Origin of the sequence: Frigoribacterium sp. VKM Ac-2530 (assembly GCF_015350835.1) — a bacterium.
Classification (GTDB): Bacteria; Actinomycetota; Actinomycetes; order Actinomycetales; family Microbacteriaceae; genus Frigoribacterium.
This window is the reverse complement of record NZ_JADKSE010000002.1, coordinates 978,528-1,003,965: the sequence shown is the minus strand read 5'-3', so window position 1 is coordinate 1,003,965 and position 25,438 is coordinate 978,528. Positions and strand designations below refer to the sequence as shown.

The 25,438-nt window shown below is 72.2% G+C and carries 23 protein-coding genes; 19 read left to right on the top strand and 4 right to left on the bottom strand.

Going from position 1 to position 25,438, the window contains the following annotated elements:
- Positions 1 to 35 precede the first annotated feature (35 nt).
- From ITJ48_RS13660 to ITJ48_RS13645, 4 genes are all read left to right on the top strand, one after another.
- Positions 36 to 320, top strand: a complete 285-nt coding sequence (locus ITJ48_RS13660; protein WP_194614069.1) for a DUF1653 domain-containing protein — start codon at positions 36 to 38, stop codon at positions 318 to 320.
- 61 nt (positions 321 to 381) lie between these two features.
- Positions 382 to 966, top strand: a complete 585-nt coding sequence (locus tag ITJ48_RS13655) for a GNAT family N-acetyltransferase (protein ID WP_194614068.1) — start codon at positions 382 to 384, stop codon at positions 964 to 966.
- Between the two features lie 219 nt (positions 967 to 1,185).
- Entirely contained in the window at positions 1,186 to 1,683 is a 498-nt protein-coding gene (locus tag ITJ48_RS13650; RefSeq protein ID WP_194614067.1) for a helix-turn-helix transcriptional regulator, read from the top strand.
- 141 nt (positions 1,684 to 1,824) lie between these two features.
- Positions 1,825 to 2,676 (top strand): hypothetical protein, encoded by an 852-nt coding sequence (locus ITJ48_RS13645; protein WP_194614066.1) that lies wholly within the window; start codon positions 1,825 to 1,827, stop codon positions 2,674 to 2,676.
- A 45-nt stretch (positions 2,677 to 2,721) separates the two neighbouring features.
- On the opposite strand, the gene ITJ48_RS13640 is transcribed toward ITJ48_RS13645, so the two are convergent.
- The gene (locus ITJ48_RS13640; RefSeq protein WP_194614065.1) at positions 2,722 to 3,477 is read right to left on the bottom strand and encodes a tetratricopeptide repeat protein; all 756 of its coding nucleotides are present in this window, start codon (positions 3,475 to 3,477) and stop codon (positions 2,722 to 2,724) included.
- A gap of 434 nt (positions 3,478 to 3,911) precedes the next feature.
- Here ITJ48_RS13640 and ITJ48_RS13635 point away from each other — a divergent pair, with 434 nt between their 5' ends.
- The 7 genes from ITJ48_RS13635 to ITJ48_RS13605 all read left to right on the top strand — a co-directional run bounded on the left by ITJ48_RS13635 (position 3,912) and on the right by ITJ48_RS13605 (position 13,938).
- Positions 3,912 to 4,847 (top strand): phospholipase, encoded by a 936-nt coding sequence (locus ITJ48_RS13635; RefSeq protein ID WP_228506907.1) that lies wholly within the window; start codon positions 3,912 to 3,914, stop codon positions 4,845 to 4,847.
- A gap of 190 nt (positions 4,848 to 5,037) precedes the next feature.
- The gene (locus ITJ48_RS13630; RefSeq protein ID WP_194614064.1) at positions 5,038 to 5,802 is read left to right on the top strand and encodes a DeoR/GlpR family DNA-binding transcription regulator; all 765 of its coding nucleotides are present in this window, start codon (positions 5,038 to 5,040) and stop codon (positions 5,800 to 5,802) included.
- A 335-nt stretch (positions 5,803 to 6,137) separates the two neighbouring features.
- A complete protein-coding gene (locus ITJ48_RS13625) occupies positions 6,138 to 7,223 on the top strand; it encodes an ABC transporter substrate-binding protein (protein WP_194614063.1) in 1,086 nt (361 codons plus the stop codon).
- A 137-nt stretch (positions 7,224 to 7,360) separates the two neighbouring features.
- A complete protein-coding gene (locus ITJ48_RS13620) occupies positions 7,361 to 9,058 on the top strand; it encodes a sugar ABC transporter ATP-binding protein (RefSeq protein WP_194614062.1) in 1,698 nt (565 codons plus the stop codon).
- On the top strand, positions 9,055 to 10,035 hold the full coding sequence (locus ITJ48_RS13615) for an ABC transporter permease (protein ID WP_194614061.1): 981 nt from the start codon (positions 9,055 to 9,057) through the stop codon (positions 10,033 to 10,035). Before ITJ48_RS13620 ends, ITJ48_RS13615 begins: the two co-directional genes overlap by 4 nt.
- Positions 10,032 to 11,072 (top strand): ABC transporter permease, encoded by a 1,041-nt coding sequence (locus tag ITJ48_RS13610; protein WP_194614060.1) that lies wholly within the window; start codon positions 10,032 to 10,034, stop codon positions 11,070 to 11,072. The genes ITJ48_RS13615 and ITJ48_RS13610 overlap by 4 nt, the downstream gene beginning before the upstream one ends.
- Positions 11,073 to 11,112: 40 nt before the next feature.
- On the top strand, positions 11,113 to 13,938 hold the full coding sequence (locus tag ITJ48_RS13605) for a PA14 domain-containing protein (protein WP_194614059.1): 2,826 nt from the start codon (positions 11,113 to 11,115) through the stop codon (positions 13,936 to 13,938).
- A gap of 134 nt (positions 13,939 to 14,072) precedes the next feature.
- On the opposite strand, the gene ITJ48_RS13600 is transcribed toward ITJ48_RS13605, so the two are convergent.
- Complete coding sequence (locus ITJ48_RS13600) at positions 14,073 to 14,288, bottom strand: hypothetical protein (protein ID WP_194614058.1); 216 nt, start codon at positions 14,286 to 14,288, stop codon at positions 14,073 to 14,075.
- 176 nt (positions 14,289 to 14,464) lie between these two features.
- Complete coding sequence (locus tag ITJ48_RS13595) at positions 14,465 to 14,761, bottom strand: hypothetical protein (protein WP_194614057.1); 297 nt, start codon at positions 14,759 to 14,761, stop codon at positions 14,465 to 14,467.
- Positions 14,762 to 14,942: 181 nt separating this feature from the next.
- Between ITJ48_RS13595 and ITJ48_RS13590 the strand changes: the two genes are divergently transcribed.
- Positions 14,943 to 15,740 carry a transglutaminase family protein gene (locus ITJ48_RS13590; protein ID WP_194614056.1) on the top strand — a complete coding sequence of 266 codons (798 nt, stop codon included), beginning with the start codon at positions 14,943 to 14,945 and terminating at the stop codon, positions 15,738 to 15,740.
- Between the two features lie 104 nt (positions 15,741 to 15,844).
- Here ITJ48_RS13590 and ITJ48_RS13585 read toward each other — a convergent pair whose 3' ends face one another.
- A complete protein-coding gene (locus tag ITJ48_RS13585) occupies positions 15,845 to 17,296 on the bottom strand; it encodes a glucose-6-phosphate dehydrogenase (protein WP_194614055.1) in 1,452 nt (483 codons plus the stop codon).
- A 137-nt stretch (positions 17,297 to 17,433) separates the two neighbouring features.
- On the opposite strand from ITJ48_RS13585, the gene ITJ48_RS13580 reads away from it, so the two are divergent.
- From ITJ48_RS13580 to ITJ48_RS16765, 7 genes are all read left to right on the top strand, one after another.
- A complete protein-coding gene (locus ITJ48_RS13580) occupies positions 17,434 to 18,312 on the top strand; it encodes a transketolase (protein ID WP_194614054.1) in 879 nt (292 codons plus the stop codon).
- Positions 18,309 to 19,286, top strand: a complete 978-nt coding sequence (locus ITJ48_RS13575) for a transketolase family protein (protein WP_194614053.1) — start codon at positions 18,309 to 18,311, stop codon at positions 19,284 to 19,286. Before ITJ48_RS13580 ends, ITJ48_RS13575 begins: the two co-directional genes overlap by 4 nt.
- On the top strand, positions 19,279 to 20,826 hold the full coding sequence (locus ITJ48_RS16500) for an FGGY family carbohydrate kinase (RefSeq protein ID WP_194614052.1): 1,548 nt from the start codon (positions 19,279 to 19,281) through the stop codon (positions 20,824 to 20,826). Before ITJ48_RS13575 ends, ITJ48_RS16500 begins: the two co-directional genes overlap by 8 nt.
- A 40-nt stretch (positions 20,827 to 20,866) precedes the next feature.
- Positions 20,867 to 21,724 carry an SDR family NAD(P)-dependent oxidoreductase gene (locus tag ITJ48_RS13565; RefSeq protein WP_370544927.1) on the top strand — a complete coding sequence of 286 codons (858 nt, stop codon included), beginning with the start codon at positions 20,867 to 20,869 and terminating at the stop codon, positions 21,722 to 21,724.
- Between the two features lie 64 nt (positions 21,725 to 21,788).
- Entirely contained in the window at positions 21,789 to 22,787 is a 999-nt protein-coding gene (locus ITJ48_RS13560) for an ABC transporter permease (RefSeq protein WP_194614051.1), read from the top strand.
- A gap of 95 nt (positions 22,788 to 22,882) precedes the next feature.
- Positions 22,883 to 23,836: a substrate-binding domain-containing protein gene (locus ITJ48_RS13555; RefSeq protein WP_194614050.1), complete on the top strand. Its 954-nt coding sequence runs from the start codon at positions 22,883 to 22,885 to the stop codon at positions 23,834 to 23,836.
- Positions 23,833 to 25,335, top strand: a complete 1,503-nt coding sequence (locus tag ITJ48_RS16765) for a sugar ABC transporter ATP-binding protein (RefSeq protein WP_194614049.1) — start codon at positions 23,833 to 23,835, stop codon at positions 25,333 to 25,335. The genes ITJ48_RS13555 and ITJ48_RS16765 overlap by 4 nt, the downstream gene beginning before the upstream one ends.
- Positions 25,336 to 25,438 lie beyond the last annotated feature (103 nt).

The window sequence follows — 25,438 nt, the reverse complement described above, 5'->3', positions numbered from 1 at the left end:
ACCGACACCGGCCAGCACGGGCCTAGCCTGGTGCGGTGACCGCGACCCCCTCCGCCGCCGGCCCTGACCGCCCCGCCGAGCCCGCGCCTCCTGCGCCCGGCACCTACCGCCACTTCAAGGGCGGCCGCTACGAGGTGATCGGCACGGGGCGGCACGTCGACACCGAGGAGGCGCTGGTCTTCTACCGCACGCTCTACGGCGACCGCTCGCACTGGGTGCGTCCCGTGGCCCAGTTCGTCGAGCGCGTCACGCGCGACGGCTGGGACGGGCCCCGGTTCATCCGCGAGGAGCCGCAGCCGGAGCGGGGCGCAGAGTCCTAGCCGTCGCGGCGGGGAGGACGGACAGCGTGTTGATTGGCGACACCGCTGGCAGGATCGGGGCATGCCGAAGCTCGTGCAAGCCGTCATGCACGCTGCGACCCTGAGTAGCCACGAGCAACCTCAACTCACGACGCGTGGTCTCCAACTACGTCCGTGGATCAGGTCGGATGCGGAAGCGGTTTGCCGCGCCTATGAAGATCCGGCGATTCAGCAATGGCATGGACGAACGATGACCTCGTCCGAAGCAAACGAGTGGATTGCTCACTGGCGGTCTCGGTGGGAGAACGGAAGTGGCGCGGGGTGGGCCATCGTCTGCAACGGTCACCTGATGGGGCAAATTTCACTCCGACGCATCGACCTCCCGTCGGGTCTCGCCGAACTGTCTTACTGGGTCCTCCCCGAAGGGCGAGGGCTCGGGGTTGCTTCAGGGGCTCTCCAGGGGTTGACCAAGTGGTCCTTCCATTCGGGGTTCCATCGCCTAGAACTGGCACACGCGGTGAGCAACGAGTCCTCCTGCCGGGTCGCGTCCAAATGTGGCTTCGCCCTCGAAGGCGTGAAGCGCAGCCAAGCCCTCCACATCGACGGTTGGCACGACATGCATGTGCACGCGCGGATCAGGGAGGACGAGCCGAGCCTGGCGAAGTGATGACTCAGGCCAGTACGTTTCGTCGGCTGCACGGTTGACTCAACCTCGACCGTTTGGGCGCCCGACAGCCGATCGCTGACAGACCCGATCTGAGACCGCTGGCTGCGGCTGCGGCCGTGATGGGGCCTGGTGCCCCGAGGTGCTCTGTCGCGAAGGTGTCGGGTGCCTGTCGGGTCGGTGTCGTGGACCTCGGCGCCGGTCGTTCTTAGTGTGAGGTTCATGAACGAGACACGGATCGTCGATCTCCGGACCCAGATGGGCTGGACCCAGGAACGCCTCGCAGACGAGAGCGGCGTGACCGTCCGCACCGTCCAGAGGCTCGAGGCGGGCAACGACGGGAGCCTCGACACGCTGTCGCGAGTGGCCAAGGCGTTCGGCGTCCCGGTTCGTGATCTCTTCGTCACCGTCGCCGAGGACGACTACGGCCGTTCGGTCACCGCCCTCGACGTACGAACGACTCGCCAGCAGGAACGGCGGGGCCGTGTCGAGGAGGGCTTCCGAGCCCTGTACTACGGGGTGGGCGTGCTCTTCACGATCGCCGTGGTCGTCGCAGTCGCCACCGACGTCGTGTCGAACGTCGCCATCTTCTCGATTCCCGCCTACTGGGTCGCCGGGTGGCTGCTGTCGATGTTCCTGTTCCTCGTCGTCCTCAGCCCGCGCCTCGACCGCGCCTATCCCCTCTCCCACGCAGCCACGGACGAGGTGCCGAGCAGCTAGAGGCAGCGGCCCGATGGGCGATCGTCTGCCGGCCCATTCGCTGGCGACCGTGGTCCCCTCTCGCGCGCGCGTGTCCTGGATGATGGATGCATGACGGCCCCCGGAGACACGCCTGCGCTGCGGAGAGCGAGCTCTCACAGCATGGACGAGGCTGCGGCGGCTGCCGAACGGATCGTGCTCTTGGAGCACCCGGATCTGTTCCCGCGTGTCGTGGGAGTCGTCGACGAGTACGTGACGACGACGTCGAGGATCATCGAGCAGCGGCTCAGACCAGGGGATGCGGACAAAGTCAGAGACGTGCACTCGGTCCGTTGGTTGAGCGTGCGAGGTCTTCCCGGTGCCGCCTCTCTCCTCGCAGCGTTCTTGGTGTTCGAGAACCTGGGCGGTGGCAAGTATCAGCCGCGGGCTGTCCCGTTCTCGAACATCACGGCCGCCGTCCCGGATCCTCTCGACATCTGGGCTGCTGTGTGGGCTGGGGTGGCGCTGTTCGGCGCCGTCATCGGGGTCATGGCGGCAGATCGGCCGCGGCCGCCGTACCTGCTCGGAGGGGCCGCGGCGCTGTCGTTGCCGTCTGCAGTCCTCGCTGTGTTCGACGAAGGCACGGCCGTCAACGAGCACATCGCGCCGTGGCTCGGCACGTGGTCGTTGATGCTCCTCGTGCTTGCCGGATCGGCCTTGGCGATCTGGTCCCGGGGTCACCGGCGCCGCCTCGCGGTGTCAGGCGGAGCGACGGCCAGGGTCGCCGCCGCGCGGGCGGGAGTGGAGGTGGAGCATGAACGTGCTCTCTACCGCCTCGTAGAGCTGCTGCCAGCTCGCTCGCCAGAAGGCCGTGAGCTGCTCGCGGACCGCGACCGGGCTGTGGTCGCATACCGTCTAGCGGCCGGCGCCCCGGCATCGGACCGGAGAAGATCCGAGGGGCCGGTACCCGTGGGCGGCTTCATGTTGGCAGCAGAACACTCGCTCAGGTGCGCGGAGCTCGGACCGGCAGGATGATGGTGCCCCGATGGATGACCGGCGACAGGAACCTCTGTGAGTCGATCAAGGGGCGGCGTTCAGCGAGGCTCTTAGCTCGTCCAGGTTGTCCTTGGCATGGGCATCGCCGGCGGCGACACCGATCAGGAAAGCTGCCTCTGCTCCTTCGCGATCGCCGAAGTGGTCGTTCAGGAGGTTGCCCAATCGGACCGATGCCCGAGGGGAGTAGGCGATGTGCTCTTCGAGCAGATCACGTGCCGTCATGAAGTCGCCTCGTTCCACGAGGATGGTCGCGAGTGCCGGGGCCGCGTCTTGGTAGGCCCACAAGCCGCGTGTGAGCCGCTCGATGGTCTTCTTGTCGCGTTTCCCATTCATCTCGGCCCAGGTGCCGAGAACGCCTGCAGCTTTGCGGCCGAGGTAGCTCTTCTCGCGGGACATCTTCCGGAACACCCGTCGTGCGCCGGCCGTGTCACCCCTCTCCCGCAGCGACCACGCGAGTTCGTGGCCGGCGCCGTCATCGCCGGCCTCCCATCCGTTCCTGAAGGCGACCTCTGCTTCGTCGTCACGACGGAGGCTCTGGAGGACGAGACCGAGGTTGAGCGCCGCGTCGACCACGCCCATGGCCCAGGCTCGGCTGAGGTGCTCTGCGGCGCTGTCGAGCTGGCCTTGCTGCTGGAGGAGGTTCCCGAGATCGAAGTACGCGTCTGCGTTCCCCTGCTCGGCAGCGGCTCGGAAGTATTTCTCTGCGGCGGCGAGGTCGCCCGAGTCCATGGCGTCGTTGCCGAGATCGACGAGATCCAGTACGTAGGCGCCGGTGATCACGTGGCCATGTCCTTTCCTGCGGGGAGTCTCGACGTCGTCGCCGTCTTCCCATCATCCCGTTCGGCTGAGTCGGTCGACATCCCCAGAGCCGGGGGAGGGCCAAGGCGAGTTCTCTCCATTCTGCGGGGACACTCAGGCTCGTGGTGCATGCTCGTCGCTTCGCCCGCGCCCGCCCGTACCCCTCGGGAGCGCTGGGCGGACGTGCCGGGCCCCGAGGCCCCGCTGGAACCGACACCGACCCGTCACCTCGACAGCACCTGCCGGTCGACCGGTCCGCCCCTGGGCGGAACGGCCGGGCCGCCTCCGGGACCGACTCCCCGGCCGTGCCGTCGTGCACCGCGCCTCCCGCGGTGCTGCGCACCCGAGGCGCAGAGGTGAGTCGACGTGCCCCCGACCGAGGCGCGCCGAGCAGGCCGGCCGAGCAATGGGACGACATGACCTCCGAGAACACCCCCGCCCCCGAGGGCACCCGCAGCACCAGCACCGCCAGCACCACCCGCTCCACGACCGACGACTCCACCGGCACCGCGGCCGCGCCGCTGACGCGCCGGGCCATCGCCGCCAGCCGTCGCCGCGCGAGCCGTCGCCGCCTCGTCGGCGTGACCGCGGTCGCCGCCGTCGCGATCGTCGCGGGCACCGGCTTCGCCTTCGTCAACCGCGCCCCGTCGGCCGAGGCCGTCGCCGCCGCCCACGCCGAGAGCGTGAAGCAGAACGAGGAGGCGATCGCCGACTCGCTCGCCGAGGCCCAGGCGAAGTCCACGATCGACATCGCCTCGCAGGTCGTGAGCTCGACCAAGGACAAGGTCGACGCCAGCGCGCTCGAGACCTCGGTCGCCTCGCTCGCGGACTACGAGAACCTCGACTCCGACACGCTCGCCACGCGCGTCGCCCAGACGGCGACGACGGCGCAGACGGTCCAGGCCGCCGCGTCCGAGGCCGACCGCCAGGCCGCCGCCGCCGCGGCTGCCGCCCAGGCCGCCGCAGAGGCCCAGGCCGCCGCCGAGGCGCAGGCCGCTGCCGAGGCAGCCGCAGCCGCGGCCGCTGCCGCCCAGGCCGCCGCGAACACGCCGGCCGCCGCCAAGGCCGCCGCCCAGCAGCTCGCGTCGTCGAAGTACGGCTGGGGCAGCGACCAGTACGGCTGCCTCGTGAACCTGTGGCAGAAGGAGTCGGGCTGGAACTACAAGGCCTACAACCCGAGCGGCGCGACCGGCATCCCGCAGGCGCTGCCCGGCAGCAAGATGGCGACCGCCGGCTCCGACTGGGCGACGAACGCCACCACCCAGGTCGCCTGGGGCCTCGACTACATCAAGCGCGCCTACGGCACCCCGTGCAGCGCCTGGGGCCACAGCCAGTCGGTCAACTGGTACTGAGCCCGCCGGCCGGTCTCGGCCGCGTCCCGTCACGGGGGTGACGGGCGCGCCGGACCGACAGAGAAGGTCCTCCCCGAGCTCGGGGAGGACCTTTCCCGTCGGTCCGGCGAGACCTGGCCGGGCCGCAGCCACGCCGGAGCCAGGCCGGGTCAGGCCAGGAGGCGGCAGGCACGGTCGTAAGCTCGTGCGGGTGATCGCCGCACACCGCCGCAACCTCGTCCTCGAGATGATCCGCGCCGACGGCGCCGTCTCGATCTCGGCGGCGGCCGAGCGGCTGGACGCGTCCGTCGTCACCGTGCGCCGCGACCTCGACCAGCTCGCGAGCGAGGGCCTCGTCACCCGCACGCACGGCGGCGCCGTCGCGTCCGGCCCGTCCCGCGAGCAGCCCTACCTCGAGAAGCTCGGCCAGGCCGCCCGCGAGAAGGCCGCGATCGGCCGCCTCGCCGCCGAGCTCGTCAAGGACGGCGACACCCTCGTGATCGGTCCCGGCACCACGACGGAGGCGCTCGCCGAGAACCTGCGCGGCTTCAGCGGCCTCACGGTCGTCACCAACTCGCTGCCCGTGGCCGAGCTCTTCGTGGCGTCGCCCGACGTCGAGGTGATCATGACCGGCGGCTCGCTGCGCGGATCGATCCGCGCGCTGATCGGCGACCCGACCATCGCGCTCCTCGCCGGGCTGCACGCCGACAAGACGTTCCTGTCGGGCAACGGCCTCGCCGCCGACTTCGGGCTCTCGACGCCCGCGCTCGCCGTCGCCGACTCCGATCGCGCCATGGCCCGTGCCGGCTACCAGGTGATCGTGCTCGCCGACCACACGAAGCTCGGGGTCCGCACCGCCGTGCGCACCGTGCCGACCGGCGAGATGACGCACGTCGTGACCGACGCCGCGTCGCCCGAGCACGAGCTCGACGCGCTGCGTGCCGCGGGCGTCGACGTGCACGTCGCCTCGCTCTGACCCGTTCCCGTCGACCGCACGCCAGCCGGCGTCCTGGCCTCGACCGACGCCGCGCTCGCTCAGAAAGCATCACGGATCGACCGCCGGTGGCGCCCGACGCCTGATCTCGCGGGGCACGTCACCGGGATGACGTACCCCGCTCTCCGCGGCGGGCGGCCGTCCGCGATCCCGTCAGGCTCGTGTTCGCCAGGGTCGGTCATGGACTCCGACGTCGTGACGTACCCCGGGGTCGCGCGCCGTGCCTCCTCGACCCCCTTGTTTCTTTTGTTTGCAAACTGATAGCTTCTGCACAGTCGCAGCAACGTTGCTGGGGCTGCACGTTCAAGGGAGAACGCATGTACCAGGTCACCAGGCGCACGCTCTGGGTGCGGAGCGCCGTGGTCGTCGCAGCGGCGGGGCTCGCCCTGACCGGCTGCACCAACGAGGGCACCACCGCCGCAGGAGGCGGCACGGGCGACGCCGCGGAGGCGGTCAGCCCCAGCGCGAGCAGCGGAGACGGCTGCACGATGGACACCTACGGAGGCAGCGGCGTCGAGGCCGTCGACCTGGAGGGGGCCAAGATCGGCTTCTCGCAGTCCGAGCCCGACTCCGCGAGCTTCCGGGCCGCCGAGACGCAGTCGCTCAAGGACGCGGCCGCCGACGCCGGCGCCGAGCTCGTCGTCACGAACGCCAACAACGAGCTGCCGAAGCAGATCAGCGACATCCAGGACCTGCTGAACCAGGACGTCCAGATCCTCGTCGTCGCCCCGGTCAACTCCGACGGCCTCGACCCCGCGCTCAGCGCCGCCGCCGACGCGGGGGTGCCCGTCGTCACCATCGACCGCAAGGTCACCAACACGGCCTGCGAGGACTACCTCACGTTCCTCGGCAGCGACTTCGTCGACCAGGGCAAGCGCGCCGCCGACGCCCTCGCGAAGGTCACCGACGAGAAGGCGAACGTCGCCGTGCTGCTCGGCCCGTCGGGCAACAACGTCACGGACGGCCGTCAGAAGGGGTTCGTGGACCAGGTCGCCGCCGAGTACCCCGACATCACGATCGTCGCGCAGCAGACCGCCAACGCGAGCCGCTCCGAGGGGCAGGACGTCACGGCGCAGCTGCTGCAGTCGAACCCCGACATCGACGCGATCTACGCGTTCAACGACGAGGAGGGGCTGGGCGCGATGACCGCGATCAGCGACGCGGGGAAGACGCCGGGCGAGGACGTCGCGATCGTCTCGATCGACGGCACCCGCAACGCCGTGCAGGCCATCGTCGACGGCACGTACAACGCCGTGATCGAGTCGAACCCGCGCTTCGGGCCGCTCGTCTTCGAGACCCTCGAGAAGTTCTACGCGGGCGACGCGATCCCCGAGGACATCATCATCAAGGACGGGGAGTACACCTCCGACAACGCCGAGCAGGACCTCGACCAGGCCTTCTAGGCCCGGCTCCCGAGGCTGCTCGCCAGCCCGACCCCAGGAGGCGCGGCGCGGTCCGCGCACGACCGCCCGCGCCTCCTGGGCCCTCGGTCCCCGGCCTCCCCCCTGCGTCACCCCCGACCGCACAGAAGGGCCCGTCGATGACGACGACCTCTCCTCCTCCGTCCGCCACGGCGGAGCGCCCGACCACGCCCGCCCTGCAGGCCGACGGGGTCACCAAGCGCTTCGCCGGCGTCACCGCCCTGAGCGACGTCTCGTTCAGCGTGCAGCCCGGCTCGATCCACGCCCTCGTCGGCGAGAACGGCGCCGGCAAGTCGACCCTGATCAAGGTGCTCACCGGCGTGCACCGCCCCGACGAGGGCCGCCTGCTGCACCAGGGCGTCGAGACCTCGTTCGGCCGCGCCGCCGACGCGCAGGACGCCGGCATCTCGACCGTCTACCAGGAGGTCAACCTCGTGCCGCTGCTCAGCGTGGCGCGCAACGTGTTCCTCGGCCGGGAGCCGCGCACCCGCCTCGGCCTGGTCGACGTGCGCCGCATGGAGCGCGAGGCCGCCGAGATCACCCGCGACCTCGGCGTCGACGTCGACGTGACGGGCGACCTCGGACGCCTCGGCCTCGGCATCCAGCAGATGATCGCCCTCGCCCGGGCCGTCAGCGTCGACGCGCGCGTCGTCATCATGGACGAGCCGACCTCGTCGCTCGAGCGCCGCGAGGTCGACACCCTCTTCACCGTCGCCCGGCGCCTGCGCGACCAGGGCGTCGGCATCGTCTTCGTCTCGCACCGCCTCGACGAGCTCTGGCAGCTCTGCGACGCGGTCACGATCCTCCGCGACGGCCGCGTCGTGCACACCGGCGAGATGGCGCCGCTGACCCGTCGCGAGCTCATCTCGCACATGCTCGGCCGTGACATCGACGACGTCGCGGCCCACGGGGCCACCGGCTTCGGCGACGCGGCTGCCGGCGTCGGCTCCGCGGCAGACGCCGACGCCGATGCCGGCCCCGAGGGCGCAGGAGGCGCCTCCCCGGCCCCCGAGGGAGCCCTCGTCGGCAGCGGCGTCGGCACCACCACCGCGACCCCGGCCCTCAGCGCCGACCCCGTGCTCAGCGTGAGCGGGCTCGACGCCCGCGCGGCCCTGCACGACGTCTCGTTCGAGGTGCGCCAGGGCGAGGTGCTCGGCCTCGCGGGCCTACTCGGCAGCGGCCGCAGCGAGACCGTCAAGGCGGCCTACGGCGCCCTCGCCACGACCGGCGGGGAGGTGCGCGTGGGCGGCCGGCCGGTCCGGCGGAACTCGATCCGCGCCTCCCTGGCCGCGGGGGTCGCGCTGCTCAGCGAGGACCGCAAGGCGGAGGGCATCATCCCCGAGCTCAGCGTCCGCGACAACATCGTCCTGGCCGTGATGGACCGCGTCTCGACCTTCGGCGTGATCAGCGACCGCAAGGTCGACGAGCTCGTCGACACCTTCGTGCGCCGCCTCGGGATCAAGGTCTCGAGCCCGCGCCAGCTCGTGTCGCAGCTCAGCGGCGGCAACCAGCAGAAGGTGCTCATCGCCCGGTGGCTGTGCACGGAGCCGCGCGTGTTCCTGCTCGACGAGCCGACCCGCGGCATCGACGTCGGCGCGAAGCGCGAGGTGCAGGGCCTGATCGACGAGCTCGCCTCCCGCGGGCTGGGCGTCGTGCTCATCTCGAGCGAGTCGGACGAGCTCGTCGAGGGCTCCGACCGCGTGGTCGTGCTGCGCGACGGCCGCGTCTCGGCACGGCTCGAGGGCGACGACGTGACCAGTTCGCGCCTGCTGGCTGCCCTCGTCGGCGACGCCGCGCCCGAGGGAGGTGCCTCGTGAGCACGCAGACCACCTCGCCGGAGGCGCGGGTCGAGACCTCGAGGCCGCGTCGCCGCCCCGACGCGGCGTGGGTCGCCCGCAACGGCGTCTACCTCGCGCTCGTCGTGCTCGTGCTGCTCAACGTCGTCATCACGCCGTACTTCGTCAGCACGTCCAATCTGCGGCTGCAGCTGATCCAGGCCGCGCCGGTGATCATCGTCGCGCTCGGCATGTCGCTCGTGATCGGCACCAAGGGCATCGACCTCGGCGTCGGCTCGGTCATGGCGCTCTCCGCGGCGATCATGCCGCTCTACATCGGCTACGGGACGCTGCCCGCGATCCTGATCGGCGTCGCCGCCGGGCTCGTGACCGGCTTCGTCTCGGGCACGCTCGTCGCGAAGCTGGGCCTGCAGCCGATCGTCGCGACCCTCGCGATCTTCGTGGGCGGCCGCGGCCTTGCGAACGTCATCGGCGGCCAGATCAAGAACCTCAGCGACCCGGGGCTCGTGCGCCTCGGCAGCGGCTCGACCCTCGGGGTGCCGAACACCGTGCTGGTCGCCGCGCTCGTCTTCGCGGTCGTCTGGTTCGTCGTGCGCCGCACCACCTTCGGCCGCGGCGTCGAGGCCATCGGCGGCAACCCGCGCGCGGCCGAGCTCGCGGGCCTCCGCCGGGCCCGGATCCTGCTGATCGTCTACATGGTGGCGGGCGTGCTGGCCGCACTCGCCGGGGTGCTCGCGGCGGCCCGGTCGCAGGCCAGCGACCCGCGCACCCTCGGCCTGCTGATGGAGCTGAACGCGATCGCGGCCGTCGTCATCGGCGGCACCCCGCTCACGGGCGGCAAGGTCCGCGTCGTGGGCACCGTCGCCGGCGCGCTGCTGATGCAGCTGCTCGTGTCGACCCTCGTCGCGCAGGACGTGCCCGACTCCGTCGCCCAGATGATCCAGGCCGGCGTCATCGTCGTCGCCGTCTGGGTGCAGCTCGGAAGGAAGAGACCATGACGTCGTCCCCTGCCCCCGTGCTCGAGTCGGCCGCCGACTCGACCCGGGTCGTCCGCACCACCCGCTCGCGGGGCGAGGTGCTCGCCCGGCTGGCACAGCGGAACGGCGCCCTCGCCACCCTCGTCGTGCTGGTCGTCGCCATGGCGGTCGTGTTCCCCTCGTTCGCCACGGCGGGGAACCTCAGCCAGATAGCCATCCAGTCGTCGTTCTTCGCCCCTCTCGCGCTCGGCATGACCTTCGTCATCTTCACCGGCGGCATCGACCTCAGCGTCGGCTCGGTCTACGCGCTGGGCGGCGTGCTCGCCGCGTGGGGGTCGCAGTACGGCCCGGTCGTCGCGGTGCTGCTGCCCCTCGCCGGCTGCGGCCTGATCGGGCTCGTGCAGGGCACGATCATCTCGCGGACCGCGATCCCCGCGTTCATCGTCACGCTCGCCGGGCTCCTCTTCGCCCGGGGGCTGCTGCTAATCCTCACGGACGAGGGCTCGACGACGTACAAGGTCCCGGCCGACAGCGCGTTCCTCCAGCTGTCCCGCGGCACGTTCCTCGGGCTCGGCTGGCCGGTCTGGATCACGGTGGTGCTGTTCGCGGTGGGAGTGCTGGTGCTGCGCCGCACCTCCTACGGGTCGACCCTGCTCGCCGTCGGCGGGCAGGAGGACGCCGCCGAGCTGATGGGGCTGCCGGTGCGCCGGTCGAAGGTGATCGTCTACACCGTCTCGGGGCTGCTGGCGGGCCTCGCCGGCGCGCTGACCGCCTCCTACACGGCCTCGGGGGTGACGACGCTGGGGGTCGGCCTCGAGCTGACCGCGATCAGCGCCGTCGTGCTCGGCGGGACGCTGCTGACCGGAGGTGCCGGCACCGTGTTCGGCTCGCTCGTCGGCATCGTGCTGCTGCAGGTCGTCGCGAACCTGATCAACAGGCTCGGCCTGACCAACTCCAACTGGCAGGCCGTGGTGAACGGCGTCCTCCTGGTCGCCGTCGCCGTGGGGCAGGTGCAGCTGTCCCGGATCCAGGCGAGGTCGCGCCCCGGCGACGACTGAGTCGACCGACATCGAGATCACCGATAGGAAGGTCAGTTCCATGTCACAACCACGACGAAGTGGTCCCCCGACACGAGGAGGCGCCGCCACGGCGCTCCTGCTCGCGGCGGTCATGGCCACCACGCTCGGGCTCGGCCAGACGGCGCAGGCCGCCGGCACGCCGACGCCCGCTCCCTCCTCCTCCGCGACGCCCGGGGCCGACCCGACCGCGGACCCGAGCTCCGACCCGAGCTCAGACCCGACTGCAGACCAGAGCACCGACCCGACGGCTGCTCCGACCACCCCCGACCCGAGCGCCGTCCCGTCGGCTGCCCCGACCGACGCGGCCGCCGATCCGTCGGCACCGACCGCGGCGCCTGCCCCGCAGGCCCTCGCACCGAGCGCCGTCGCGGCGCACGGGCTGAAGGGCGAGTACTTCCGGCTCGGCGGCGCGCCCGACTACGAGCTGCTCGAGCCGGCGACGGCCACGGTGCTCGACACCGAGATCGACTACGGCAACCTCGTGCCGGTCTTCGCCGAGCGCACGGGGCAGGGCGAGAGCGCCGGCGCCCGCTGGACGGGCACGATCACCGCGCCCGCCACCGGCGAGTACACGTTCTCGGCCAAGGGCGACAACGGCATGCGCCTGTGGATCGACGGCGAGAAGGTCATCGAGCACTGGGTCAACGACTGGGAGATCGAGCAGGTCGGCACACCGGTGCAGCTCACTGCCGGCCAGGCCGTGCCGTTCCGCTTCGACATGTTCCAGGCGATCGGCGGGGCGAACATGCACCTCAGCTGGGCAGGCCCCGGCGTCGAGAAGTCGATCGTCCCGCTCGGGGCGTTCGCGCCTCCTGCGGACTTCGCCGTCTACCCCGTGCAGGCCAGCGTGCCGCCCGCGGGCGACGCGGTGAACGTCGTGCTGCCGGGCGTCGTGGGAGGCGCCGAGACGGTGGCCGACCACCTCACGCTCTCGGTCGACCAGACCGGGTTCCCCGTCGAGGCGGTGACGCTCGCGGCCGACGGCCTCGGCCTCGTCGTCACCCCGGGCGGTCCCCTCCAGCAGGGCACCAGCGTGCGCGTGGCGTACGACGGCCTCGGCGGGCTCACCGTCGACGGCGTCGCCGTGCCCGCGTTCGACCAGCCGGTCGCGAACCTGTCGACCTACGTGCTCACCACGCCCTGGGCGGAGGACGTCGACCCGACGAACCCGCTGCCCGAGTACCCCCGCCCGCAGCTCGCGCGCGACGCCTGGCAGAACCTCAACGGCCAGTGGCAGTTCGCCGCCTGGAAGTCGGGCGACCGCCTGCCGTTCGGCAAGGACCTCGCCGAGCAGATCGTCGTGCCCTACCCGGTCGAGGCGCAGCTCAGCGGCCTCGAGCGCCACGAGGACCAGATGGTCTACCGCCGCACCTTCGAGACCCCGAAGGAGTGGAAGAAGAACGACAAGAACCGCGTCGTGCTGAACTTCGGCGCGGTCGACTACCAGGCGACCGTGTACGTCAACGCCCGCAAGGTCGCGACGCACACCGGCGGCTACGACGCGTTCAGCGCCGACGTCACCGACGCGCTGAACAAGAAGGGCGCCAACGAGATCGTCGTGCGCGTCGACGACACCACCGGGAACCAGCCCCGCGGCAAGCAGGACCCGAACCCCAGCGGCATCTTCTACACGCCCGCCTCGGGCATCTGGCAGACCGTGTGGCTCGAGCCGGTCCAGGTGGCGCACATCGACCGCCTGAAGATGACGCCGGACCTCGACGCGCAGGCCCTCGAGGTGACCGCGGTCTCGGCCGGCGCCTCCTCGAAGTCGAAGGTCGAGGTGCTCGTCCGCGACCACGACGGCGTGGTCGTCGGGTCGGCCAAGGGGGCGGCGAACCAGCGCCTCACGGTGCCGATCGACGAGATGCACCTGTGGAGCCCGGACGACCCGTACCTGTACGACGTGTCGGCGACCATGCAGGGAGGCGGCAGCAAGGACGCCGTGACCAGCTACCAGGGCATGCGCTCCATCGAGATCGGGAAGGTCGGCGGTCAGCAGAAGATCCTGCTGAACGGCCAGGAGACGTTCCTGCTGTCGACGCTCGACCAGGGCTACTGGCCGGACGGCGTCTACACGGCGCCGACCGACGAGGCCCTGGCCTGGGACATCTCGACCACGAAGGACCTCGGGTTCAACACCATCCGCAAGCACATCAAGGTCGAGCCGGCCCGCTGGTACTACCACGCCGACCAGCTCGGCATGATGGTCTGGCAGGACATGCCCGCCAACAACGGGGGCAACGCCGACCGCGCCACGCAGGACGTGTTCCGCGCCCAGCTGCGCACCATGATCGACCAGCACGACTCGTTCACGTCGATCATCGGCTGGGTCCCGTTCAACGAGGGCTGGGGCGAGTGGAACCGCGACATCACCGGTGAGATCGCCGACGGCGTCAAGGCCCAGGACCCGTCGCGGCTCGTCGACGCCCACAGCGGCGTCAACTGCTGCAACTCGAAGGGCGACAGCGGCCGCGGCGACGTCATCGACTGGCACCAGTACACCGGCCCGGCCCTGCCGCGGCCGGACGCGCGTCGCGCCGCCATGGACGGCGAGCACGGCGGGTTCTCCTACTCGGCGCCGGGGCACGTGTGGCCCGGCGGCTCGGTCAACCCCTACGGCGAGGTCTCGTCGCCGGAGGAGCTGACGGCCGCGTACGTCGAGAACACGGAGGCGCTGGTCGACCCGGCCTCGACGTACCTGTCGGGCTCGGTCTACACCCAGCTCACCGACGTCGAGGGCGAGGTCAACGGGTTCTGGACCTACGACCGGCGCGTCGAGAAGATGGACCGCGACGCGGTCCGGGCCGTGAACCTGGCGGTGATCGCCGCGGGCTCGGGCGGCTAGCCGGCCGGCCGGCTCGGCCGGCCTGGCCTGGCCTGGCCCGGCCCGCCGGCCGACGTGAACCGACGAGAAAGGTCCTCCCCGACCCCGGGGAGGACCTTTCCTGTCGTCTCGAGCCTGCGTCTCGACCCGGCGGGCTAGTTCTGCGGCGGGATCGTCTGCCGGTCGGTGGGCTTGTCCGTGGTGACCGGCGCCTCCACCGAGGGCTCGGGCGTGGCCGGCTCGGGCGTCGCCGTCGGGCTCACCGGCGACGGGGTCGGCGTCACGACGGGGTCGTCGCGCTCGCCGCAGCCTGCGAGCGCCCCGACGGCGAGCGCGGCCACGGCCAGGGCCGTCACGGCACGTGTCGTCACGACGCGTGCCGTCCTGCCTGCACTGCCCGTCCTGCCTGCACTGCCCGCCCTGGCCCTGCCGCCCCTGCCGTCCATGTGCCGAGCCTACGCACGAGCAGGATCCGCCGAGTGGTCCGGAACTGTCGTCGGGCTCCCCGGGGACGACGAGAGCTGACCACTCGGCGGCGCGTGCCGCGTCAGGCGGCGCCGACGAGGGTCCAGGCGCCGCCGTCGCGGCGGGTGACCCGGGCTCCGCGCACCTCGGCCAGCCGATCGACGGTCGACTCGACCGCGGCGCCGACCCCGAGGGCGAAGTCGTCGTCGGTCCCCGTGAACCGCACGACGAGCTGGGGCTCGCCGCGCACCATCATGATGTCGTTCGCCTCGACGGTGGCGTGCTCGGCGGCGGAGGCGGCAGCGCTCGGCAGCAGGGCGTCGGGCCGCGCACCGGGGCGCAGCGAGCCGACGGCGAGGAGGACGCGATAGGAGGGCATGCCCACATCCTGCCGTGCCGGGCTCCGCCTCCCGTGCTCGGACGTCCCGACCGTCGAGTGGTCACCTGGTGTCGTCGCGCGGCCTCGGCAGAGCATCTGCTGACCACTCGACGCCGACGAGTTCACATGCGCGACGCACGCCCGACTCGGCCCCGACCCGCGGGCCTGCCAGGCTCGGGGCATGAAGCGCACCGCCTCCGCCCGTCTCGAGTTCGACGTCGCCGGCCCGGCCGAGTTCGTCCTGTCGGTCGCCGCCTCGGCCCTGTACGAACAGAGAGCCGAGGAGGCGCTGGTCGTCACCCAGGACGGCGCCCCCGTCGCCGTGCGCGAGCTCGTCGACCAGCACGGCACCCGTCTGCACCTGTGCGACGTCGGCGCCGGCCGGGTGCTCGTCGACTACCGCGTCGTCGTCGAGGGGAGGCTCGCCCCGCCTCCGGTCGACGAGCTCGACCTCGTGCGCTCCCGCCGGCCGAGCCGCTACTGCGAGTCGGACACCCTGGCGCCGACGGCGCGGGCGGAGTTCGGCGGCCTCACGGGCCGCGACCTGCTCGCGGCCGTCAGCTCGTGGGTCGGCTCGCACCTCGCCTACGTCCCCGGCGCCAGCGCGCCGACCGACGGCGCCGTGCAGACCCTGCTCGACCGCCGGGGCGTCTGCCGTGACTACGCGCACCTCGTGATCGCCCTGCTCCGCGCGCTCGACGTCCCGGCCCGGCTGGTGTCGGTCTACGCGCCGGGGCTGTCGCCGATGGACTTCCACGCCGTGGCCGAGGCCTTCGTCGACGACGAGTGGCACGTGGTCGACGCCACGACGCTCGCGCCGCGCAGCACGCTGCTGCGCATCGCGACCGGTCGGGACGCGAGCGACACTGCGTTCCTCACCAGCCACGGGGCCGCCGTCACCGTCGCGTCGATGCAGGTCGGCGCCGTCGCCGACGAGCTGCCCCGCGACGACGTGACCGCGTTCGTCAGCCTCGGCTGAGCAGCCCGCCCCACGCGCGGCACCCCGTTGTGGGCGAGACACCCCGTCGTTCCGGGGTGCTTCGTCCACAACGGGGTGCATGCACACCTGGGGGAGGCGGCGACTCAGTCGTCCTCGACCGCGGGCCACGACGACGGGCCAGCCGTGCCCGCCGGGTACTCGTCGATCGGCACGTCGCCCGCGCGCCACGCGTCGAGCACGGGGGCGACGATGCGCCACCCCTCGACCGCCGAGTCGCCGCGCACCGACAGGGTGGGGTCGCCGTCGAGGATCCCGGCGAGCACCTCGCCGTAGGCCGTGAGGTCCCCGAGCCCGAACTCGGCGTGCAGGGTCGCCCGCGACAGGTCGTACGAGTCGCCGGGGCCGTTGACGTTGAGCTCGAGCGACATCTCGTCGGGGGCGATGGCGATGCGGAGGCGGTCCGGCGTGCCGCCGCCGACGAACTCGCGCGGCACGTGGGTCGGCGGGCGGAAGGTGATGACGATCTCGCGCCTCCTCGAGGCCAGCGCCTTGCCCGAGCGCAGCCGGATCGGCACGCCGGCCCAGCGCCAGTTCTGCACCTCGACGACCATCTCGGCGAGCGTCTCGGTCTCGATGGACGCGTCCACCCCCTCCTCGGCCGTGTAGGCGGGCAGGTCGCGGCCCTCGATGGTGCCGGCCGTGTAGCGGGCACGACGGCTGTTCGCGACGGGGTCCCCGTCGAGGAGGCGCGTGGCGCGCAGCACGAGCTGCTTCTCGTCACGCAGGTCGACGGCGGTCAGGGTCGAGGGCGCGTTCATCGTGAGCACGGCCATCACCTGCAGCAGGTGGCTCTGGATCATGTCGACGAGGGCGCCGGCGTGGTCGTAGTACCGGGCCCGGCCCTCAAGACCGAGGGTCTCGTCGTAGACGATGTCGATGCTCTCGACGTGCTGGTTGTTGAGCATCGGCTCGATCAGGCGGTTCGCGAAGCGCAGCCCGAGCAGGTTGAGCACCGTGGCCCGACCGAGGAAGTGGTCGACGCGGTGCACCCGCTCCTCGGGGACGAGCTGCAGCACGAGCTCGTTGAGGTGCCCGGCCGACGCCACGTCGGTGCCGAAGGGCTTCTCGAGGGCGAGCGCGGTGCCCTCGGGCAGCTGCACCTGCTTCAGGGCCTCGCAGGCCTTCTCGGTGATCGCGGGCGGCAGCGCGAAGTAGATCGCGGGAGGCGCCTCGCAGGCGTCGAGCAAGGTGGTCAGGGCGTCGGCCGACGTCACGTCCGCCGTGATGTAGCGGGTCGAGGCGAGCAGGGCGTCGACCGCGGGCCCGGCGGCCTCGACGCTCGCGAACGAGTCCCTGACCCGCTGGTGCCACTGTTCGTCCGAGTACTCCTCGACGCCGGCGCCGATCAGCTGCACGCGTCGCACCGGCTCGTGGGCGAGAAGGCCCCCGAGCCCGGGCATCAGGAGGCGGGCGGCCAGGTCGCCGGACGCGCCCAGGATCAGGAGCGTCACCGGCTCGCTGCTCGGCCCTCCCTCGTCGCCGATGGTCGCCTCCGTCGCGGGGTCGCTGGCCGTCTGTCGCGTCGCGGTCGTCATGCGGACGACGGTAGACCGCGTGCCGATGCGGTGCCCTCGCCGGCCGGCGAGACGACCCGTCGAGAACTCGTCCTTGACAGTCGGCGTCGGTGCTGGCACGCTCAGTGCAAGCCGAATCACTACTGAATAGGTATTCAATGCTAGACACCGACGTCTCCCAGGCCACCGCCTGGTCCGAGTTCCGCAGCCGCCTCGACGAGGTCGACGACACCGAACGCGACGAGCTCCTGGCCGCCCGGGCCCGGGCCGTGCGGCGCGACGTCGTGGGCATGATCTCCGGGGCCGGCCAGGGCCACATCGGCGGCGACTTCTCGGTGACGGACATCCTCACGGCGCTCTTCTCCGCCGTGCTCCGCATCGACCCGACGCGGCCGGACTGGGCCGAGCGGGACCGCTTCATCCTCAGCAAGGGCCACTGCTCGGCCGCGCTGTACGCGACGCTCGCCGAGACCGGGTACTTCTCCCGGGACGAGCTCTCGACGTTCATGGAGCCCCTCTCGGCCCTGAACGGCCACCCGAACCGCAACAAGGTGCCCGGGGTCGAGACCAACACCGGGCCGCTCGGGCACGGGCTCCCCGTCGCCGTCGGCCAGGCCATCGCCGCCAAGCTCACCGGCACCGGCGCCCGCGTCTTCGCCGTCATGGGCGACGGCGAGATGCAGGAGGGCAGCAACTGGGAGGCCCTCATGGCCGGGGCGCACCACCGCCTCGACAACCTGACGGCCGTCGTCGACCGCAACCGCCTGCAGCAGGGCGCCCGCACCGAGGACACGAACGGGCTCGACCCGCTCGACGACAAGCTGGCGGCCTTCGGCTGGGAGGTGCGCGTGGTCGACGGCCACGACTTCTCCGCCCTCATCGAGGCCTTCGGGCCGTCGACCACCGGCTCGCCCGTCGCCGTCGTCGCCCAGACGATCAAGGGCAAGGGCGTCTCGTTCATCGAGGACCGCGTCGAGTGGCACCACAAGGTGCCCACCGCAGACCAGGTCCGCACCGCACTGGAGGAACTCGCATGACCACGACGGCCCCCGCGCCCACCGGCGCCGACCTGCCCGTCCACGACGCCCGGAAGGCCTTCGCCGAGGAGCTCGCGGCCCTCGCCAGGATCGACGACCGCATCGTCGCCGTCTGCAACGACTCGGTGGGGTCGAGCAACCTCACCGACTTCCGCGACGAGTTCCCGGACCGCCTGATCAACGTCGGCATCGCCGAGCAGGACATGGTCGGCGTCGGCGCCGGACTGGCGAGCGCGGGCATGATCCCCTTCGTCTGCGCGGCCGCCCCGTTCCTCACCGGGCGCTCGCTCGAGCAGATCAAGGCCGACGTCGCCTACAGCCAGCACGCCGTGATCCTCTGCGGCATGAGCCCCGGCATGGCCTACGGGGAACTCGGCCCGACGCACCACTCCGTCGAGGACCTGTCCTGGCTGCGCGCCCTGCCGGGCCTCGACATCGTCGTCCCCGCCGATCGGCTGCAGACCCGTCTGGCCGTCCGGGCCGCGGTGGAGCACCCCCGCCCCACCTTCATCCGCGTGGGTCGTCACAAGGTGCCGGACGTCACGCCAGAGGGCTCCGTGCTCGAGCGCGGCCGGTTCCAGCAGCTCCGCGAAGGCCGGGACATCACCCTCGTCGCCGCCGGGACGCTCGTGTCCCGGGCCCTCGCCGCGGCCGAGCTGCTCGCCGCGGACGGCGTGCAGGCCCGCGTGCTGAACGCCTGGTCCATCGCTCCCTTCGACGTCGACGCGATCGAGGCGGCGGCCCGCGAGACGGGCGGCATCGTCACGGCCGAGGAGGCGAACGTCGCGGGAGGACTGGGAGCCGCGGTCGCCAGCGTGGTCGGGCAGCTGCCGGGGGACTCTCGCGTGGGGCTCCGCCTGCTGGGCCTCACGGAGTTCGCCCCGACCGGCAGCACCGACTTCCTGCTCGAGCACTTCGGGCTCACCGCCGACAGCATCGTCGCGGCCGCTCGCGAGGTCGCGGGTCGTGGCTGACGAGACGCGCACCGCGGTCGACGACCGCGTGGTCGTCGCCGTCGACCAGGGCACGAGCTCCACGAAGGCCCTCGTCGTCGACGTCGCCGGCGAGGTCGTGTGGAGCACCTCCGTGGCAGTCGGGCAGTCGCACCCCGCGGTCGGGCACGTGGAGCAGGACGCCGACAAGATCCTGGCGAGCGTCGTGACCTGCCTCGAGCAGGCCGCGGCCGTCTTCGGCGACCGCGTCGTGTGCGTCGGCCTCAGCACCCAGCGGGAGTCGGCGGTCGTCTGGGACCGCGCGACCGGTCGGCCCCTCGCGCCCCTCCTCGGCTGGCAGGACCGCAGGACGGCTGCCGTCTGCGCCGCCCTCGCCGAGGCGGGTCACGGCGAGCGAGTCCGACGCGTGAGCGGGCTCCCGCTCGACCCCATGTTCTCGGCCCTCAAGTTCCGCTGGCTCCTCGACTCCGTCGACCCCGACCGCGTGCGCAGCCGCCGTGGCGAGGTCGCGCTCGGGACCGTGGACAGCTGGCTGGTGGCGTCGCTCACCGGCGAGCACCGGATCGAGCTCGGCAACGCGAGCCGCACCCAGCTGCTCGACCTCGACGCCGCTGCGTGGAGCCAGGAGCTCCTCGACCTCTTCGACGTCCCCGTCGAGAGCCTGCCGGCAGTGTCGCCGTCGACCCGCGTCTCCGCTCCCGTCGTCGGCGTCCCGGGCCTGGGGCCCGACGTCCGGGTGACCGGGGTGCTCGGGGACTCGCACGCCGCCCTCTTCGCCCACGGCGTCCGCGAGCCGGGCGAGGTGAAGGTGACCTACGGCACCGGATCGTCGATCATGGGGCTCTCCGGCGGCGCGTCCGTCCTCGGGGCCGGCCTCGTGCGGACCATCGCGTGGGCCGACCCTGAGCCCGTCGAGGCCTTCGAGGGGAACATCCTCTCGACCGGCGCCACCGTCGCCTGGCTCGGGCGCCTCCTCGGACGCACCCCGGACGAGCTGGCCGCGCTCGCACAGGGAGCACCGGCCGACCACGGCGTCGACCTCGTCCCCGCCTTCGCGGGCCTCGGCGCACCCTGGTGGGACGAGTCCGCCGTCGCCGTGCTCTCCGGCTTCGACCTCGGCACCGACGCCGGTGTCCTCAGCCGGGCCGCCTTCGAGTCGATCGTCCTGCAGGTGGACGACGTCCTCTCGGCGGTCGGCGAGCACGGCGACCACGTCGACGTCGTCCTCGCCGACGGCGGCCCGAGCCGGAACGACTGGCTCATGCAGCTGCAGGCCGACCTCGGAGGACGCGTCGTCGTCCGCTCGGACACGGCCGAGCTCTCGGCACGCGGCGCCGCGCAGCTCGCCGGCCGGACGGCGGGGCTCTGGTCCGACGCCGACGCGGCCGCCCTGCGCGGCGGCCGCACCCGCTTCGACGTGCACGTCGACGACGGAGCCGTGCGCGCCCGCAGGGCACGCTGGTTGACCGCCCTCGCGCGGTCCCGGTCGCGGTCCTCCTCCGATCCCGCGGCAGCCGTCACGGCAGCGCGTCCGTCCCTCTCTCCCGTCGTCGCGAGCTGAGCCTCGCCCCCATGACGACCCACCCTGCGAAGGAGCAGCAGTGAGCACCGACACCTCCCCCCGAGCCCCCGGCGACGCGCCGGACGGTCACCCCCTGACCGTCGGGCACCCCCTGTTCGCCGGTCACTTCGCCGGTCGCCGGGTCGTCGTCACGGGCGCGGCCCGCGGCATCGGCCTGGGCATCGCGACCGCGTTCGCGGAGGCCGGCGCCTCCGTCCTCGTCACCGACCGGGACGCCCACGTCGTCGAGGCGGGCGAGGCGCTCGCCGCGCGTGGCCTCGACGCCGTCGGGATCCAGGCGGACGTCACCGACGAGGCGCAGGTCGCCGCGCTCTTCGCCGACGCGGCCGAGCGCTGGGGGACTCTCGACGTCCTGGTGAACAACGCGGGCATCATCACCATCGACGACCTCGAGGCGACGAGCTTCGAGGACTTCCAGCGCGTCCTGACGGTCAACACGAGCGCGATGTTCCTCTGCTGCCGCGAGGCGGCACCGCTCCTCAAGGCAGGAGGCGGCGGGGTCGTCCTCAACGCCGCGTCCGGCCAGGCGCGCCAGGGCTTCATCTACACGCCGGCGTACGCGGCCAGCAAGTTCGGCGTCGTGGGGCTGACCCAATCGCTCGCCAAGGAGCTGGCGCCCGCGAACGTGCGGGTGAACGCCTACTGCCCCGGCATCGTCAAGACCGACATGTGGCAGTACAACGACCGTGAGTGGGGGCGGCGCCTGGGCGACTACGCGCCAGGGGAGCTCATCCAGGAGTGGATCGACGCGATCCCGCTCGGCCGCCCCGCCGAGGCCTCGGACATCGCCGGCCTCCTGCTCTTCCTCGCCTCCGACGCCGCGACCTACATCACCGGCCAGGCCGTGAACGTCGACGGCGGCATGTTCATGAGCTGAACAGCCCCCGTTCGATCCCCCCACCCGACCCGCACCACCCATGACCAGCCGACGGAGCCCGCTCATGACCGACACCCTTCCCCACCGACCTCCCGCCGTGGAGGACCGCCCGGACCTGCGCAGCCGTGCCGGCCGCCTCCTCCAGGGGTCCGGCGGCGCACTCGCGGGCCTCATCGTCCTCTTCATCGTGCTGTCCCTGTGCGCGCCGAACTTCCTGTCGGGCCGCAACCTCGTCAACGTCGTCGACCAGGTGACCGTGATCGGCATCCTGGCGCTCGGCGCCACGGCCGTCATCATCACGGGCGGCATCGACCTCTCCGTCGGCTCCGTCCTGGCGCTGTCGACCATGGTCCTCGGCTGGCTGTCCCACGACGGCGGCTGGCCCCTCCCGCTGGCCATGCTCGTGGCGGTCGCGGTCGGGGCGGCGGCCGGTGCGCTGAACGGGCTCGGGGTGACCATGCTCAGGCTGCCGCCGTTCATCGCGACCCTGGCCATGATGTCGATCGCCCGTGGCCTCGCGAACCTCATCACCGACGGACAGCAGATCGTCGGCTACCCGGAGTGGTTCTACGAGCTGTCGTCGAATCGCTACCTGGGCTTCCTCGCCGTCACTGCCCTGCTCCTGATCGTGCTCTACGTCGCCGGCTGGGCGTTCCTCACCTACCGCCGCAGCGGTCGGGCGATCTACGCCATCGGCGGCGGACACGAGGTCGCCCGCCTCGCCGGCATCCGGGTGCGCAGCGTCACGACCTGGGTCTACGTCACGGCGGGCGCCCTGGCGGGCGTCGGCGGCATCGTCCTCGCCTCCCGCCTGGACTCGTCGCAGCCGAGCGCCGGGACCGGCTACGAGCTCGACGTCATCGCGGCGGTCGTCATCGGCGGCGCGAGCCTCGTCGGCGGCTCGGGACGCGTCACGGGGACCATCGTCGGCGTCCTCATCATCGGCGTGCTGCGCAACGGCCTGAACCTGCTCGGCGTCTCGCCGTTCATCCAGCAGATCGTCATCGGCCTCGTGATCGCGCTCGCAGTCGCGATCGACGTCCTCCGCCGCCGACGCGCCTGACCCGCACCCCTCCTCCTCAGCTCCCTCCTCCCTCCCCGCCTCACCTCACCCCTCGGCGACCAGAGTCGGTCGACCGCTCAGAGAAACGAGACACCATGTCCCGCACCACCACCCGAGTCGCGGCGGCCTTCGTCGCCGCAGCGTCCGTCGTCGCGCTCAGCGGCTGTGCGCTCACCGCCGCCGGCCAGGACGACGACACCGTCACCATCGGCCTCGCCGTCGCCAACCAGCAGGCCGACTTCTTCAACCAGATCCGCCAGGCCGTCGAGGCCGAGGCGGACGGCCAGGACGTCGAGGTCATCGTGGCCGACGCGAAGGGCGACTCCGACACCCAGGTCAGTCAGATCCAGGACTTCATCACCCAGGGCGTCGACGCGATCATCTACATCCCGGCCGGAGCCACCGCGGCGACGGTGCCCATGCGGGCCGCCGACGACGCGGGGATCCCCGTCGTCACCGTCGACCGCAACCCCGAGGGCGCCCCGGGAGACACCTTCATCGCGACGGACAGCGTCGCCGCCGCCGAGGCGCTCGGCGACTACGTGATCGAGCAGACGGGGGGCGAGGGCGCCGTCGGCGTCATCCAGGGCCAGGTCGGCACGACCCCCGAGATCGACCGTGACGCGGGCTTCACCACGGCGCTGGAGTCCAGCCCCGGCCTCACCGAGGTCGCCCGCCAGGCGTCGTCGCAGTGGGCGCAGGACGAGGGCTTCGACATCGCGACCGACATGCTGCAGGCGCACCCCGAGATCACCGTGCTGTTCGGCCGGGCCGACGCGCTGGCCCTCGGCGCCGCGACGGCCGCGCGCTCGGCCGGCCGGGACGACATCCTCGTCGTCGGCTTCGACGGCGACGTCGCCGGTCTCGAGGCCGTGCAGGACGGCACCCTCGCCGCCACGATCACGCAGCCCACGCAGGCCATGGGCAAGCTCGCCCTCGAGTCGGCCGTGAAGCTGGCGAACGGCGACGAGCTGCCCGCCGAGCAGCTGCAGGAGGGCGTGCTCACCACGGCCGACAACGTCGCCCCCTTCATCGCCCAGCACCCGTGAGCGACACCGTGACGCCGACGAGCAGCCGTGGCCTCTCCGTCCGCGGGGCGACGAAGGTCTACCCGGGGACGACGGCCCTCGACTCGGTCGACCTCGACGTCGCCCCCGGCGAGGTGGTCGCGCTGCTCGGCGAGAACGGCGCGGGCAAGTCGACGCTGTCGAGCATCATCGCCGGCGTCACGTCGCCCACCGAGGGCACGATGACCTGGCAGGGACAGCCGTACTCGCCCGCCGACCCCGGGGACGCGATCTCGCAGGGCATCGGGCTCATCCACCAGGAGATGCGGCTGCTCCCCGACCTCAGCGTCGCCGAGAACGTGCTGGTCGGCCGCTGGCCCACCCGCGCCGGGTTCCTCGACGAGCGACGGATGAAGGAGCAGGCGGGCGCGACCCTGCGCAAGCTCGGCTTCACCGGTCGCCTCGACCAGCAGGTGCGCGAGCTGAGCGTCGCCGGCCAGCAGCAGGTCGAGATCGCCAAGGCGCTCATGCTCGACGCCCGCCTCCTCATCCTCGACGAGCCGACGGCCGCCCTCGGGCAGGCGGAGACGGACGCCCTGTTCGCGACCGTGGCCGAGCTCAAGCGCGAGGGCGTGTCGTTCATCTACGTCAGCCACCGGCTGTCGGAGATCGCCCGCATCGCCGACCGCATCGTCGTGCTGCGCGACGGCCGCGAGGTCGCCGCCCACGACGACGCCCAGGTGTCCCCGGACCAGCTGGTCGAGGAGATGGTGGGCCGCTCCGTGGCGAGGCTGTTCCCCGACATCGCCGCGCCGACCGAGACCGAGGTGCTGCGCGTCGAGGGGCTGTCGAGCGACACGGGGCGGTTCCGCGACATCGACCTCACCGTGGCCAAGGGCGAGGTGCTCGGCATCGCGGGCATCGTCGGCGCGGGCCGCACCGAGCTCGTGCGGGCCATCGCCGGCGCGGACTCGCGGGTGACGGGCCGGGTCGTCGTCGACGGTCGGGACGTCGTCCTGGGCGACTCGCGCAGCGCCATCCGGGCCGGCGTCGTGCTCGTCCCCGAGGACAGGAAGCAGCAGGGCGTCATCGTCGACCAGAGCATCGAGGACAACATCGTGCTGCCCAGCCTGCCGGTGCTCGGCTCCGGCGGCTGGGTCGGCCGGGCGACCGTCCGACGCGTCGCCGAGCACGCCGCGCGCAGCCTGGGGGTCAAGGGCCGTCTGCAGGACCCGGCCTCGTCGCTGTCCGGGGGCAACCAGCAGAAGGTCGTGATCAGCAAGTGGCTGCAGCTCGCCCCGAAGGTGGTCATCCTCGACGAGCCGACCCGCGGGATCGACGTGGGCGCCCGGGCGTCGATCTACGAGGTCGTCGCGGCGCTCGCCGCGAGCGGCACCGCGGTCGTGGTCGTGAGCAGCGACCTCGACGAGGTGCTCGGCCTGGCGCACCGCGTCATGGTGCTCGCCGACGGCGAGTCGCGGGGCGTCCTCTCGCGGGCCGAGGCGACCCCCGGCCGGGTCATGTCCCTGGCGACGGCCTGACCGATGCCGACCAATACAGTAGGGACGCGGCCGGCGGGAGCCAGGGAGCTCCCCGCCTGGTCGCGGCCCGGCCCGACGACGGGAGGGCGGCCACCAGCCTCGA